Annotated in this window: 12 protein-coding genes; 3 read left to right on the top strand and 9 right to left on the bottom strand. The window is 61.0% G+C overall.

Annotated elements, in window-relative coordinates; genetic code table 11:
• Nucleotides 1–12: 12 nt before the first annotated feature.
• Together glpQ and glpT are read right to left on the bottom strand one after the other, a co-directional pair.
• A complete protein-coding gene (gene glpQ / locus KIF87_RS05675; RefSeq protein WP_213328156.1) occupies nt 13–1,068 on the bottom strand; it encodes a glycerophosphodiester phosphodiesterase in 1,056 nt (351 codons plus the stop codon).
• Nucleotides 1,069–1,079: 11 nt separating this feature from the next.
• The gene (gene glpT / locus KIF87_RS05670) at nt 1,080–2,432 is read right to left on the bottom strand and encodes a glycerol-3-phosphate transporter (RefSeq protein ID WP_029740922.1); all 1,353 of its coding nucleotides are present in this window, start codon (nt 2,430–2,432) and stop codon (nt 1,080–1,082) included.
• 252 nt (nt 2,433–2,684) lie between these two features.
• Here glpT and glpA point away from each other — a divergent pair, with 252 nt between their 5' ends.
• From glpA to glpC, 3 genes are read left to right on the top strand one after another with little or no spacing between them, the layout of a single operon-like run.
• Nucleotides 2,685–4,313, top strand: coding sequence for an anaerobic glycerol-3-phosphate dehydrogenase subunit A (gene glpA, locus KIF87_RS05665; RefSeq protein WP_213328155.1), 1,629 nt, complete (start codon nt 2,685–2,687; stop codon nt 4,311–4,313).
• Nucleotides 4,303–5,520: a glycerol-3-phosphate dehydrogenase subunit GlpB gene (gene glpB / locus KIF87_RS05660; RefSeq protein WP_213328154.1), complete on the top strand. Its 1,218-nt coding sequence runs from the start codon at nt 4,303–4,305 to the stop codon at nt 5,518–5,520. Before glpA ends, glpB begins: the two co-directional genes overlap by 11 nt.
• Nucleotides 5,517–6,707 carry an anaerobic glycerol-3-phosphate dehydrogenase subunit GlpC gene (gene glpC / locus KIF87_RS05655; RefSeq protein WP_213328153.1) on the top strand — a complete coding sequence of 397 codons (1,191 nt, stop codon included), beginning with the start codon at nt 5,517–5,519 and terminating at the stop codon, nt 6,705–6,707. Before glpB ends, glpC begins: the two co-directional genes overlap by 4 nt.
• Nucleotides 6,708–6,740: 33 nt before the next feature.
• Here glpC and KIF87_RS05650 read toward each other — a convergent pair whose 3' ends face one another.
• The 7 genes from KIF87_RS05650 to menD form a co-directional block, all read right to left on the bottom strand.
• Complete coding sequence (locus KIF87_RS05650; RefSeq protein ID WP_213328152.1) at nt 6,741–7,940, bottom strand: nicotinamide mononucleotide deamidase-related protein YfaY; 1,200 nt, start codon at nt 7,938–7,940, stop codon at nt 6,741–6,743.
• A gap of 93 nt (nt 7,941–8,033) precedes the next feature.
• Nucleotides 8,034–8,573 carry a YfaZ family outer membrane protein gene (locus tag KIF87_RS05645; protein WP_028016260.1) on the bottom strand — a complete coding sequence of 180 codons (540 nt, stop codon included), beginning with the start codon at nt 8,571–8,573 and terminating at the stop codon, nt 8,034–8,036.
• A 124-nt stretch (nt 8,574–8,697) separates the two neighbouring features.
• A complete protein-coding gene (menE, locus tag KIF87_RS05640; RefSeq protein WP_213328151.1) occupies nt 8,698–10,059 on the bottom strand; it encodes an o-succinylbenzoate--CoA ligase in 1,362 nt (453 codons plus the stop codon).
• Nucleotides 10,056–11,021: an o-succinylbenzoate synthase gene (gene menC / locus KIF87_RS05635; RefSeq protein ID WP_213328150.1), complete on the bottom strand. Its 966-nt coding sequence runs from the start codon at nt 11,019–11,021 to the stop codon at nt 10,056–10,058. The genes menE and menC overlap by 4 nt, the downstream gene beginning before the upstream one ends.
• On the bottom strand, nt 11,021–11,878 hold the full coding sequence (gene menB, locus KIF87_RS05630) for a 1,4-dihydroxy-2-naphthoyl-CoA synthase (RefSeq protein ID WP_213328149.1): 858 nt from the start codon (nt 11,876–11,878) through the stop codon (nt 11,021–11,023). The genes menC and menB overlap by 1 nt, the downstream gene beginning before the upstream one ends.
• A complete protein-coding gene (gene menH / locus KIF87_RS05625; protein ID WP_213328148.1) occupies nt 11,875–12,651 on the bottom strand; it encodes a 2-succinyl-6-hydroxy-2,4-cyclohexadiene-1-carboxylate synthase in 777 nt (258 codons plus the stop codon). Before menH ends, menB begins: the two co-directional genes overlap by 4 nt.
• Nucleotides 12,648–14,318, bottom strand: coding sequence for a 2-succinyl-5-enolpyruvyl-6-hydroxy-3-cyclohexene-1-carboxylic-acid synthase (gene menD / locus KIF87_RS05620; RefSeq protein WP_213328147.1), 1,671 nt, complete (start codon nt 14,316–14,318; stop codon nt 12,648–12,650). Before menD ends, menH begins: the two co-directional genes overlap by 4 nt.
• Nucleotides 14,319–14,402 lie beyond the last annotated feature (84 nt).

Below are 14,402 nucleotides of genomic sequence, written 5' to 3'. Positions count from 1 at the left end.
GCAATTTCAGCGTTAATCCTTCAAAAAGCTCACCGCTTTATCCGGAAAATCCGTAAACAGCCCGTCCACGCCCGCCTGGTTATACAACACCTCATAAAGCTGATTCACGTCCGTGGCATACGGCGGCAGCTGGTCTGCACGCACGGTATACGGATGCACCTGCATCTTGCTGGCGTGCGCCTCTTTTACCATCGCCGTCAGCTTCACGTGGCCCGGCGCTGAGCCTTCCGCCACCAGCATGTGGTAATCCGGCCCGATGCCGTCGGCGTACTGCGCAATCTGCTTCATCGCGCCCGGCTTAAACATCCAGTCGTAGTTATAGTTAACCCACTTACCGTCCGGCTGCTTCTCCTGGGTTTCATTCCAGTCGGTATAGGCGATCAGCTGAACCAGATTGAGGTTCATGCCCATCTTCGGCTCCAGCTCGGTTTTGATGCGCTTCAGCTCGGCGGCATCAAAACACTGCAGGTAGACTTTGTCCTTCTTGCTGGTGTAGCCGTACTGTTTCAGCACCTCCAGCGTCTTCGCGGCAATGTCTTTTCCTTCCTGATGGTGGAACCACGGCGCTTTGATCTCAGGGTAGATACCGATGTTTTTACCGGTGGAGTGGTTCAGCCCCTGAACAAACTCAATCTCTTCCTGGAAGGTATGAATGCGGAAGTCAGATTTGCCCATCGGGAAACGTCCCGGATAGACCTGCACCTTCTTGCCGTTTTCAATCTCAAAGCCTTCGGTAAACTTCAGGGAACGGATCTCCGCCAGGGTGAAATCAATGGCGTAGTAGCGGCCATCTTTTCGCGCGCGGTCCGGGAAGCGCTCCGCCACGTCCGTCACGCGGTCCAGATAGTGGTCATGCAGGACGACCAGCTGGTCGTCCTTCGTCATCACCAGATCCTGCTCCAGATAATCCGCGCCCTGGGCATAGGCCATCGCTTTTGCCGGCAGCGTATGCTCCGGCAGATAGCCGCTGGCACCGCGGTGGGCGATAACGATTTTATCCGCCGCCAGCGCGGAGCCGGTCATCAGGCCCGCCAGCAGCAGGCCGGTTGTTACGTAAGATAATTTCATGGCAATACTCCTTATTGACGACGCGCCTGCACTTCCGCGTGGTGGCGTTTCTCACCGATCATCACAACAATCAGCAGCAGTACCGCCAGCACGCTGCCGCCGATCATCACCATAAAGCCGCCGTCCCAGCCGAAGAAGTCAACGGTGTAGCCCACGATGGCGCTCGCCGCGACCGAACCGCCCAGATAGCCGAACAGACCGGTAAAGCCTGCCGCCGTGCCTGCCGCTTTTTTCGGTGCCAGCTCCAGCGCGTGCAGACCGATCAGCATTACCGGACCATAAATCAGGAAGCCGATGACGATCATGCAGGCCATGTCTACTGATGGGTTGCCCGGCGGGTTGAGCCAGTAAACAACGGTCGCGATGGTCACCAGGGTCATAAAGAACACGCCCGTCGCGCCGCGGTTACCTTTAAACACCTTGTCCGACATCCAACCGCAAAGCAGCGTGCCCGGGATCCCGGCATATTCATACAGGAAATAGGCCCACGAGGATTTATCCAGCGCGAAGTGCTTCACCTCTTTCAGGTAGGTTGGCGACCAGTCGAGGATGCCGTAGCGCAGCAGGTAAACGAACACGTTCGCCACCGCGATGTACCACAGCAGCTTGTTCGGCAGGACGTACTTCATGAAGATCTGTTTTGCGGTCAGCTCTTCTTCGTGCTCCTTGCTGTAATCATCCGGATAGTCGTTTTTGTACTCTTCAATCGGCGGCAGGCCGCAGGACTGCGGCGTGTCGCGCATCAGCGCGAAGGCGATAATCGCCACGACGATGGCGCCAAAGGCAGGCATATACAGCGCAGCGTGCCAGTCGTTGAACCAGGCCATCCCCAGCAGGAACAGCAGCGGCGGAATACCGCCACCCACGTTATGCGCACAGTTCCACACCGACACGATGCCGCCGCGCTCCTTCTGCGACCACCAGTGCACCATGGTACGTCCGCACGGCGGCCACCCCATCCCCTGGAACCAGCCGCAGAGGAACAGCAGCACGAACATAATCGCAATACTGGACGTCGCCCACGGCACAAAGCCCATGAACAGCATGACCGCGGCCGCCAGGATCAGGCCAGCGGGCAGGAACACGCGCGGATTCGAGCGATCCGATACGGAACCCATGATGAATTTGGAAAAACCGTAGGCGATTGAGATCCCCGACAGCGCGAACCCCAGATCGCCGCGGGAGAAGCCCTGCTCCACCAGATACGGCATGGCGAGCGCAAAGTTTTTACGTACAAGGTAGTACGCCGCGTACCCGAAGAAGATCCCCAGGAAGATTTGCCAGCGCAGACGGCGGTATAGCGGATCAATTTCTGCCTCTGGCAGACGCGCCCGATGCGGCGCAGGTTTGAAGATACTGAGCATAACAGCCTCCGTGGCCTTGAATTGAATGAGCAGGTGGCTCGCACCCGAATTCCAGAGGCGGGGATGTTAAGAAATCACGGTGATTGTTACTGTGAATCAACGCACAGATTGTTACAGAAATATGACAGAATGCGCAAAAAAGCGCATGAAATCACGTTTCACTTTCGAATTTCGCGCGTTTATGTTCGAAATCAAACAAACCACACTATTGATATGGCTAAATGATAAAAAAACGAACATAGAGGGTAAACAATGACCATTCACGATCCTCGCTACAGCGATGTGATAATCATTGGCGGTGGCGCAACCGGCGCCGGGATCGCACGCGACTGCGCCCTTCGCGGCTTAAGCGTCACGCTGCTGGAGCGCCATGATATCGCCACGGGCGCAACCGGGCGTAACCATGGCCTGCTGCACAGCGGCGCGCGGTATGCGGTTACCGACGGTGAATCCGCGCGCGAATGTATTGCCGAAAACCAGATCCTCAAGCGTATCGCCCGCCACTGCATTGAGCCGACCGACGGCCTCTTTATTACCCTTCCAGAAGATGATCTCGCCTTTCAGGACACCTTTATTACCGCCTGCACTGCAGCAGGCATTCAGGCTGAGGCCATGGACCCGGCGCTGGCGCGGCGGCTGGAACCGTCGGTTAACCCGGCGCTTATCGGCGCGGTGAAAGTGCCTGACGGCACCGTTGACCCCTTCCGCCTGACCGCCGCCAATATGCTGGACGCCCGAGAACATGGCGCGCACATCCTGACCGGGCACGAAGTGACCGGGCTTATCCGCGAGGGGAATCGCATCTGCGGCGTGCGGATCCTTGATACGCAATATAACGAACACAGCGAGCTGTATGCCGCCGTCGTGGTCAACGCGGCGGGGATCTGGGGGCAGCGCATCGCGGAATACGCGGATCTGTCGGTGCGCATGTTCCCGGCGAAAGGCTCGCTGCTGATCCTCGACCACCGCATCAATAACCACGTGATCAACCGCTGCCGTAAACCGTCTGATGCCGATATTCTCGTCCCTGGCGACACCATTTCGTTAATCGGTACCACCTCAACCCACGTGGACTACAGCGAGATTGACTACAACCGCGTGACCGCCGAAGAGGTCGACATCCTGCTGCGCGAAGGGGAAAAACTGGCCCCGGTGATGGCCAAGACGCGTATTCTGCGCGCCTACGCGGGCGTGCGTCCGCTGGTCGCCAGCGATAACGACCCGAGCGGGCGTAACGTCAGCCGGGGCATCGTGCTGCTCGATCACGCCGAGCGCGACGGCATGGACGGGTTTATCACCATCACCGGCGGCAAGCTGATGACCTACCGCCTGATGGCCGAGTGGGCGACCGATGCCGTCTGCCGCAAGCTGGGCAATACCGAACGGTGCGTGACGGCAGAACAAGCCCTGCCCGGCTCGCGTCAGTCCACCGAAAAAACGCTGCAAAAAATTATCTCTCTGCCCGCGCCGCTGCGCGGGTCCGCTATTTACCGCCACGGCGACAGAACGCCACAGTGGCTCGGTGAAGGACGACTGAGCCGCAGCCTGGTATGCGAGTGCGAAGCCGTCACCGCCGGTGAGGTGCAGTACGCGGTGGAGAGCCTGACGGTCAATAGCCTGCTCGATCTTCGCCGCCGCACCCGCGTTGGAATGGGGACCTGTCAGGGCGAGCTGTGCGCCTGTCGTGCCGCCGGATTATTGCAGCGTTTTCACACCACCACCGCCACCCAGTCGCTCGATCAGCTCAGCGCGTTTTTAAACGAGCGCTGGAAAGGCATTCAGCCTGTAGCCTGGGGCGATGCCCTGCGCGAAAGCGAATTTACCCGCTGGGTCTACCAGGGGCTTTGCGGTCTTGAGAAGGAGCAACGCGATGAAATTTGATACCGTCATCGTCGGCGGCGGGCTGGCAGGCCTGCTCTGCGGCATCAAACTCACGAAGCAGGGGCTGCGCTGCGCCATTATCACCCGGGGCCAGAGCGCCCTGCACTTCTCGTCGGGCTCGCTGGATCTGGTGGACGAAGCGTACCGCGATAAGCTGCCGCCGGAGCACCCGTATCACCTGATTGGCGCGCAGCATATTGACCGCTTTGCGCTGGAAACCGAAGCGCTGCTGGCGGACTGCGGCGCGCGTCTGAAGGGAAGCGCCCGGCTCAATCACCAGCGCGTCACGCCGCTCGGCACCCTGCGCTCTGCCTGGCTCAGCCCGGAGGAGGTACCCGTTGCACCCTTCAATGCCGCGCGCGTGCGGGTCGTGGGTATTAGCGGCTTTCTGGATTTTCAGCCCCACCTCGCGGCGGCGTCGCTCTGTCGCCAGGGCGTTAACGCCGAAACGGCAGAGATAGAGCTGCCCGAGCTTGATGTCCTGCGCGATAACCCGAGCGAGTTTCGCGCGGTGAATATCGCCCGTTTTCTGGATAACGAGGACAAATGGCCGCTGCTGTATGACGCGCTCAGGCCGCTCGGCGACGGCTGCGACGCCCTGCTGATGCCCGCCTGCTTTGGTTTACGCGACAACCGGCTCTGGCGCTGGCTCTCGGATCGTCTGCCCTGCTCGCTCGGCCTGCTGCCCACGCTGCCCCCTTCCGTACCCGGCATTCGCCTGCATACCCAGCTCCAGCGCCAGTTTGTCGCGCAGGGCGGCGTGTGGATGGCGGGTGATGAGGTGAAAAAAATCACCCTGACCGACGGCGCGGTGAGCGAAATCTGGACGCGCAACCACGACGATATTCCGCTTCGTGCCCGCTATACGGTGCTGGCAAGCGGCAGCTTCTTCAGCAACGGGCTGCTGAGCAGCCGGGAGGGCATCCGGGAAGCCATCATGGGGCTGGATGTTCGCCAGCGAGCCTCCCGATCTGACTGGTATCAGAGTGATTTCTTCTCGCCGCAGCCCTGGCAGCAGTTCGGGGTGATTGTCGATAGCCAGCTGCACCCGCAGCTTTCCGGTAAGCCCGTCAGTAATCTCTTTGCCATCGGCTCGCTGCTGGGCGGGTACGATCCCATTGCCCAGGGATGCGGTGGCGGGGTCTGCGCCGTCACGGCGCTGTATGTGGCAGAGCAGATTAGCCAGCGCACGGAGGCTGAACAATGAACGACACCCGTTTTGAAAGCTGCATTAAATGCACGGTGTGTACCACCGTCTGCCCGGTCAGCGGCGTGAACCCACGCTATCCGGGTCCAAAGCAGGCCGGACCGGACGGCGAGCGTCTGCGTCTGAAGGACGGCAAGCTGTATGACGAGGCGTTGAAATACTGCATTAACTGCAAACGCTGCGAAGTCGCCTGCCCGTCGGATGTTAAAATCGGCGATATCATCCAGCGCGCCCGGGCGCGCTACAGCACGCAAAAGCCGACGCTGCGGGACGCGATCCTTAGCCATACCGATCTGATGGGCAGCGTCTCGACGCCCTTTGCCCCGCAGGTGAATGCCGCGACCTCGCTCAAGCCGGTGCGCCAGCTGCTGGATGCGACGCTGAAGATAGATCATCACCGCAGCCTGCCGAAATATTCTCACGGCACCTTCCGCCGCTGGTACAAATCCGTCGCGGCGGAACAGGCGAAGTATGCCGACCAGGTGGCCTTTTTCCACGGCTGCTATGTGAACTACAACCACCCGCAGCTGGGTAAAGACCTGCTGAAGGTGCTGAACGCCATGGGAACGGGCGTTCAGCTACTGAACAAAGAGAAGTGCTGCGGCGTACCGCTGATTGCCAACGGGTTTACCGATAAAGCGCGCAGGCAAGCTCAGAGCAATGTCACCTCCCTGCGCGAAGCAATTGTCGATAAAGGTATTCCGGTGCTGGCGACCTCGTCCACCTGTACCTTCACCCTGCGCGACGAGTACCCGCATCTGCTGGACGTGGATAACACCGGCCTGCGCGAGCACATCGAGCTGGCGACGCGCTTCCTGTGGCGCAAGCTGGATAGCGGGCAGACGCTGCCGCTGAAGACATTACCGCTGAAAGTGGTCTATCACACGCCGTGTCACATGGAGAAAATGGGCTGGTCGCTCTATACGCTTGAGCTGCTGCGGCTTATTCCTGGCCTGGAGCTGACGGTGCTGGATTCGCGCTGCTGCGGGATTGCGGGGACCTACGGCTTTAAGCGTGAAAACTACGAAACGTCACAGGCGATTGGCGCCCCGCTGTTCCGTCAGATTGAAGAGAGCGGCGCGGATATCGTGGTAACGGACTGCGAAACCTGCAAGTGGCAGATTGAGATGTCCACCAGCAAGCGCTGCGAACATCCAATCACCCTGCTGGCGAAGGCGCTGGGCTGAACATGGCCGGGGCGAAAGGCCCCGGCACAGGTTTTACTCAATAAACAGCGACTCGACCACATGGATCCAGCCGTGCTCGCTGGCAACCTCTTTACCATTCAGCCAGCGGCGCAGCATGTTCAACGCCATCATGGCGCAAACCTCCTGACGCACCGCCAGGCTGTGGCGGGTGATGCTCATTTTTACCCGCAGGGCCCAGGTGCCTTCCGGCGTCGCCAGCGCGAAGTTAAGGTATTCCTCGTCCAGCCCCCCGACGAACAGCGCCAGACCGGCAAAATGCTTCACCCTTCTCTCGGAAGCCCAGCGTGCGGTTTGCGCCAGGGTCTCCTGCTGGAACGGCACCACTTCGCTGGCCAGCAGCGGCGCGTTGACGCGCGACAGCTGCAGCGCCAGCAGGCCACCCGTGAACTGCTCGCTTAAGGTCACGCTCAGCTGACGCGACTGCAGATGCGCCGCAATCTGCGCGGGCAACCCTTCCGTCCCTTCAAAAATCAGGCTTTCGCCCGCCACGCGCTGCACCTCGGGCCACAGGGCCAGCATCGCCTCTTTCTGCTCGGCCGGGCCTGTCAGCTTAAGTTCAATGATCGGCATGGAGGAGCGATAGCCCATGGAGACGCCCGGCGGCAGCGGGAGAGGGTCAAGGCTCTGGGCCAGATCGCTTTCAGAGCGGCCAAAGGTGGTCAGACGCAGGCACAGCGGCGGTTCAGGCAGGGTAAAACGATCGCGAAGGCGCGGCAGGATCTGCTGCTCGACCATCACTTTAAATTCTGAGGGCACGCCCGGCGTGAAGAACATCAGGCAGCGGTTCAGCTGCATGGCAAACCCGCACGCGGTACCCACCGGGTTATCGACCAGCTCGGCGCTGGCGGGAATTTCCGCCTGTTTGCGGTTGCTGGGGGCCATGACGCGGCCACGTTCGGAGAAAAAGCGCTCCATCTGCGAAAGCCACGCCTCGTGCAGCACCAGCCCTTCGCCTTTTGCGGTCGCGGCGGCCAGCGCGCTGAGATCGTCGCTAGTGGGGCCGAGCCCGCCATTCACAATCAGCACGTCGCACTGTTCGCTGCGCTCGCGCAGAATAGCGACCAGCGACTCAAGATTGTCGCCCACGGTATTGCGACGCGTTAACGGTAATCCTTGCTCAAAGAAAAGATCGGCAAGCCAGGCAGCATTGGTATCGATAATTTGTCCATGCAGCACTTCGTCGCCGGTGGATAACATCTCCACGTTAATCATTATGTTCTCCCGCTTATTTGGTCAAAACACTATAGCGCAAACGCGGGGTGGAGAAGAGAGAAACTGGCGCGACAGAATGCCGCGCCGGAGTGATTAGAAGCCTGCGCTGACGCCCACGTACGGGCCGTCGGCCAGCGCGTTGTCGCGGTTGCCGTCTTTACCGGCCAGGTTCAGATAGCGATAGCCCGCTTCGATGGTAATCGGACGCATGATGGTCCAGCGCGCGCCGGCGTTGGCCTCTTCATAGCTCTCGATACCGCTTGAGAGGGAGTCCGGCGAATAGTAGTACTCACCAAACAGGCCGAAGCTGTCGCCAATTTTCCACTGCAGGCCGCCGCCTACTGCCGCCGCGTACCCTTCGTCACCGTCATTTGGGTTGGTATAGATACCTTTACCGCCGACGGTGGCCAGGAACGGGCCAAGAGGAATATTCAGACCCAAGCCGAGGCTGGCCGCGTCGCCGTCGTCATCGTTATGCGTCCAGCCGCCGGTCATCGCCAGACCGGAAGTCTCGGTACCCATGCCAAAGCCCAGGTGGGTGTAATCCTGACCCGCCGAGCCGTTAATGCTGATGGCGTTAGCCGCCGCAGATACAACCATCAGGCCGAAGCCCAGTAATGCCACTTTTTTCATTGTCGTGATCCCGCACAATTATTATAAAGAAGTCCCAAAACCGCGAGATTTTAACCGGAGTCTCCCGGGGATCAAGCACTCTGCGTGCGGCAGAACGGTAGATTGTAACTATTTGAAACGGCTATTATCCCTTCAGCGATGCGTTCACCCACTGCTGCAACGCGCGGCGCGAGACTTTAATGCCGCCATTTTTGAGTTCGGTCGGCAACAGCAGCCAGCGGACGGGTTGCTCAAAACGCGCCACCTTATCCCTGACCCAGTCAGGCAAACAGGTGATATCCGTGCCCGGCTCGCACTCCACCACCGCCACCGGACGTTGCCCAAACTCGGCGTCGTCCAGCGGGACGATAAACACCTGGTTAATCTGCGGATGGCGGGCGATAACACGCTCAAGACTCTCCGGCTGAATCCCTTCTCCACCGCTAAAAAAGAGGTTGTCCATGCGGCCCAGGATCGTCAGGCGGCCATCATACCATTCACCGCGATCGCGGGTGGCGAACCATCCCTGCGCGTTGGTCAGCGGAACTAATTCGCCGTCCCGCCAGTAGCCTGAGGCCATGCTCTGCGCCCGGATCCAGACCTCACCGTTAACCACCTGCACCTCTCTGCCCGGCAGAGCATAGCCTACGTCCGGCTCGCCGTCCGCCGCTTTCGCGCAGACGGTAGAGGCAAACTCGGTCAGGCCGTAGCCGCAGAAGGTGTGAATCCCCTGCTCGCGCGCCTGCTGCGTCAATTCAACAGGGATGGCGGCACCGCCCAGCAGCACCGCTTTCAGTGCGACAGGCTGGTGGGTATTAAGCAGACGCCAGAGCTGGGTCGGCACCAGCGAGGCGTGGGTGCAGCCGAGCAGCGCCTGCGCCAGCGGCTGTTTCTCGCGCACGGTTAACCGCGCCCCGGCCTGCAGCCAGCGCCATAAAATCCCCTGGCCGGAAACGTGAAACAGCGGCAGCGAAAGCAGCCAGTCGTCGTCTTCACCGTAGGGCATCAGCGCCAGCACGCCGCGCGCGCTGGCGAGGTGGGCGGCGCAGGTATGCACCGCCGCTTTCGGCAGCCCGGTGGAACCGGAGGTCAGCGTCATGGACGCCAGCCGCGACGGTTGCCACGCAACGCGATATTCACCCGCGCGCTCGCGCATGCGCAGGGCAGGAAGACCCTCACAGGTACCGTCCAGCACCAGCGCAAAGCGCAGCGTCATCTGCGGGAGCAACACGTCCAGCAGCGGGCGAGGCAGCTGCGGATTAACGGGAAGAATACGCGCCCCGCACTGGAGCAGCGCCAGCCACGCCAGAAGGGTTTGCGGGTGGTTATGGGCCAGCAGCAGCACCCCGTCGCCCTCCTCCACGCCCTGAAGATGAAATTCTGCCGCCAGGCGGTCGATGCGGGTGCACAGCTGCTGCCAGCTGAGCACCTCGTCGTCCAGCCTCAGGGCCGGTTTATCAGCAAACTGCGCGCACCAGTGTCGCCACGGCCAGTCGGTAAAACTCATCGCAGCGGCTCCAGCGCCGCGACGTCGAGGCACGGCAGCGCGCTGTCCGGCCACGTGCGGATAAGCTGAGCCTGCATCAGGTTCAGCGTGTCGAGGCCGGGGATCGTATCCGGCGTTAGCCAGGCGGCAATGCGCGCCAGCTGGGTCAGCCCAAGGCTGGACTCAATCGACGAGCTGATGACCGCCGTCAGCCCCAGCGCGTGCGCCGCCGAGACCTGCTCGCGCACCTTCGCCAGGCTGCCCGTCAGCGTCGGTTTAATCACCACCGCGCTGACGCCGGACTCGGCGACAAATTCAAAATCGTCCTCGCGCAGGCTTTCATCCCAGGCGATGGCTATCCCCGTTTCGCGGGCAAACGCGCGCGAATCGTCGCGGGTTTTGCACGGCTCTTCGAGGAAGGCAATGCGGCTGCGGTACGCCGGGTTAACGTACTTTGCAAATTGCTGCGCCTTGAGCGGCGTCCAGGCGCGGTTAGCATCCAGACGCAGATGAAGATCGGGGATCGCCTCCAGCAGCAGGTTGGCGACCATGCCGTCGCGCACCGCCTCGTAGAGACCGACTTTAATTTTCGCCACCTTCTCGCCCGGCATGGCGGAGAGCAGCGCAAACAGCTCGTCAGGATCGCCCGTACAGAGCGGTGCCGCGCGGTAGTTAGCCTCTTCAGGCAGGCTACCGTCCAGCTCCGCCAGCGCGCAGCTGATACCAAAAGCCGCGGAAGGCACGTCCGGCAACGCCGGATCCGCACCCTCGCGCCACGTGTCTACCCACGCCAGCAATGCTGACTGCGCGTCATCCAGCGACTCCAGGCTAAAGCCCGGCAGAGGCGAAATCTCGCCCCAGCCTTCCCGCTCGTCCTGCTGCAGATGCACGAAGAAGCCGTCACGGGTTTTTAACCGCCGTTCACGCAGCACCACGCCCGCGTCCATCGGTATCTGCCAGCGGTAAACCTGCGCGCGACGCATTACGGGTTCCGTTTGTATTTGCTGAAGTCCGGCTGGCGTTTTTCGTTAAACGCGTTGCGCCCTTCCTGACCCTCTTCGGTCATGTAGAACAGCATGGTGGCGTTGCCCGCCAGCTCCTGCAGACCCGCCTGGCCGTCACAGTCGGCGTTGAGCGCGGCCTTCAGGCAGCGCAGCGCCATCGGGCTGTTTTGCAGCATTTCACGGCACCAGCGAACGGTCTCTTTTTCGAGATCGGCAATCGGTACCACGGTATTCACCAGGCCCATATCCAGCGCTTCCTGAGCGTTGTACTGACGGCACAGGAACCAGATTTCGCGGGCTTTTTTCTGCCCGACGATGCGCGCCATGTACGAGGCGCCCCAGCCGCCGTCGAAGGACCCCACTTTCGGGCCGGTCTGGCCGAAGATGGCGTTCTCGGCGGCAATGGTCAGATCGCACATCATGTGCAGCACGTGGCCGCCGCCGATGGAGTAGCCCGCCACCATCGCCACCACCGGTTTTGGACAGGTGCGGATCTGACGCTGGAAATCGAGGACGTTCAGGTGGTGGGTACCCGCATCGTCCTGGTATCCGCCGTAGTCGCCGCGCACTTTCTGATCGCCGCCGGAGCAGAACGCTTTATCGCCTTCGCCGGTCAGGACAATCACGCCGATGTTGTCGTCGTAGCGCGCATCCGCCAGGGCCTGAATCATCTCTTTCACGGTCAGCGGACGGAAGGCGTTACGCACCTGCGGACGGTTGATGGTGATTTTGGCAATGCCGTCATTGGATTTGTGGTAACGAATGTCGGTGTAGCCTTCGGAGCAGTCCTGCCATTCAACCGGGGCGTAAAGCATGTTTTCATCAGGATAGATCATAGAGTGTCCTTTATTCGATAACGCAGTATCTGAGCCAGACTCGCGATAACCGCATCGGGATTTTCCCGGTGGGCGTTGTGTCCGGCATTGGGAATGGCATGGCGAACGGCGTTCACTTCTGCGGCAAGGGCCGCGAACTTCTCATCCCGTTCGCCATAGAGATAGTCAAAAGAGAAATCGCGTGCGCTAAGCGCGGGACGCAAATCCGGCTGCACGGCCAGCGAGGTCGCCTCGAGCATCATCGCCAGCGTCGCGCCGTTGTTCTGGCTGCGCAGGGTTATCAGCGCCTCGCGCTGGGCGTCCGTGAGGGAGGCGAACACGGGCTGTTGGTACCAGTCAGCGAACACCTTCTCCAGCGGTTCGGTGCGAAAACGCGTTGCCCAGCGGCGGTCGGATGCCAGCCGCGCATTCCGCACCTCGGCATCCTGCAGGCCGGGATGTCCCCCCTCCACAATCACGCCCAGCAGCCCCTTCGGCTGCTGGCAGGCATGAAACATCGCAATGCGGCCGCCGAGGGAGTACCCGATGAGCCAGAATTTCAGTATGTTGTAACTAAGAAGGGTTCGGGTGAGCAACGTGCTCACCTCGTCAAACCCCGTCACGCCCAGCTCCTGGGATCCACCGTGCCCCGGCAAATCCAGGTACAGCCGGGGGTAATCCCTGAGCCCTTCACCGACCCTCTGCCACTCGCGGCAGTCGCCTGAAAAACCGTGCAAAAAGACCAGCCAGGGATAGCCCGGTTTTCCGGCCTGCTGCACGCCAGAGAGGATCACAGCTGGCTCACCTGCGCCAGCAGGCTTTGCAGGGCCTGCGCACCGTCAGCATCGTTCACCACCAGCTCAATCAGCGTCGCCCCCGGCTGCTTCCAGGCGCTGCTTAACGCTGCGTCTAGCTGTTCCCAGCTTTCCGGGCGATGGTATTTCAGGCTAAACATCGCCGCGGCGTGTTCGAACTGCACGTTCTGCGGCATCAGATAGAAGCGCTCGCGCTCGCTCTGCGGCGTTGGCAGCAGGGAGAAAATCTGTCCGCCGTTGTTGTTGACCACAATCAGCACAAACGGGGCAGACGCCTGACGCAGCAGCGCCAGCGCGTTGAGATCGTAGAGCGCGGAGAGATCGCCCACGATCGCCAGCGTCGATTTCGCGCTGGCGCGCTGCACGCCCGCCGCTGTGGAGATCAGCCCGTCGATGCCGCTGGCGCCGCGGTTGCTGTACACCGGGTAGCCCGCGGGCAGCTTCGAAAAAGCGTCAATCAGCCGCACGACCAGGCTGTTGCCGACAAACAATTGCCCCTGTTCAGGCAGGCACTGGCGAATACGGTGCGCCAGCCCGGCCTCGCTAAACGCTTCACAGTGCGCTTTGGTCAGCTCCCACGCCTGGCGCGAAAGGTCCGGGATGGCTACCGCCCAGGGCTTGCGTTTTTCAGCCGGATGAAGCGTCAGCCAGGCGTCGATACTGCTGACCAGACGACGACCGCGGTGGTGCGCCGGGTCAAGCCGGCCTTCCAGCGCGTCCACCAGCCAGTACTCTTCCGGCGTGCAGGTGGCCTGCCACTGCAGTAACCGTTTGCCGGTCAAACTCGATCCAAGCTGGACCACAATCTGCGCCTGCGCCAGTTCGGTGACCGCTTTGGCATTACCCAGCCAGAGGTCGGCGCACGGCAGCGGCTGACCGGTCTGGGAAAGCACGTCGCCTATCAGCGGCCAGCCAAGGGTTTGCGCCCATTCGGCAACCAGTTTGCCTTCAGCGGCGCTCATGCGCCCGGCAATCACCACGCCGCGCTTCTGCCGCCAGAAGAACCAGTCGCGCTGCTTCGCGCTCTCAAGATGCGTCTGCTCGCGCAGCCACGGTTTTTCACTCTCCCACCAGTCGCCAAGGGACTGCTGCCAGTCAAGACCCGTGTCGTCCAGCTCACCGTAGAGCGGCTCGGCAAACGGGCAGTTGATATGCAACGCCCCGCTGCGCAGCGTCTCCATGGCGTGATCGACGGTGGAGACCAGCCAGCTTGCCGGAATATCCTGGGTGGGACGCGGTAACGAAATCGTCTGCGAAGGATGCGAAGCAAAGAGCCCCGGCTGGCGAATGGCCTGATTAGCGCCGCAGTCGATAAGCTCAGGGGGGCGATCGGCCGTCAGTAAGATCAGTTTTTCACCGGTTAACCCGGCTTCAATCAGGGCCGGATAGAGGTTCGCCACGGCGGTACCGGAGGTGACGATCACCGCCACAGGTTCTTTGCTGACCTTCGCCAGACCCAGCGCAAGATGGCCGAGACCGCGTTCATCAAAGTGGGTGTGGTGAATCAACGCCCGGTTTTCAGCGGCCGCCAGCGTCAATGGCGTTGAGCGAGAACCCGGTGCAATACACACGTGCCTGACGCCATGACGCGTCAGGGCTTCAAGGATCACCGCCGCCCAGCGTCGGTTAAAAGAACTTACTGACATGAGATTGTCCGGTATCAAGAATGCGACACAGTATAAATAATAGAAAAAAATAGAATTTTGATATGAATCGGGATTGCGCGATTC

It is taken from the genome of Enterobacter sp. 120016, assembly GCF_018383635.1.
GTDB lineage: Bacteria > Pseudomonadota > Gammaproteobacteria > Enterobacterales > Enterobacteriaceae > Enterobacter > Enterobacter asburiae_D.
The sequence above is the reverse complement of the archived record's forward strand: the minus strand, read 5'-3'. Positions and strand labels throughout refer to the sequence as shown.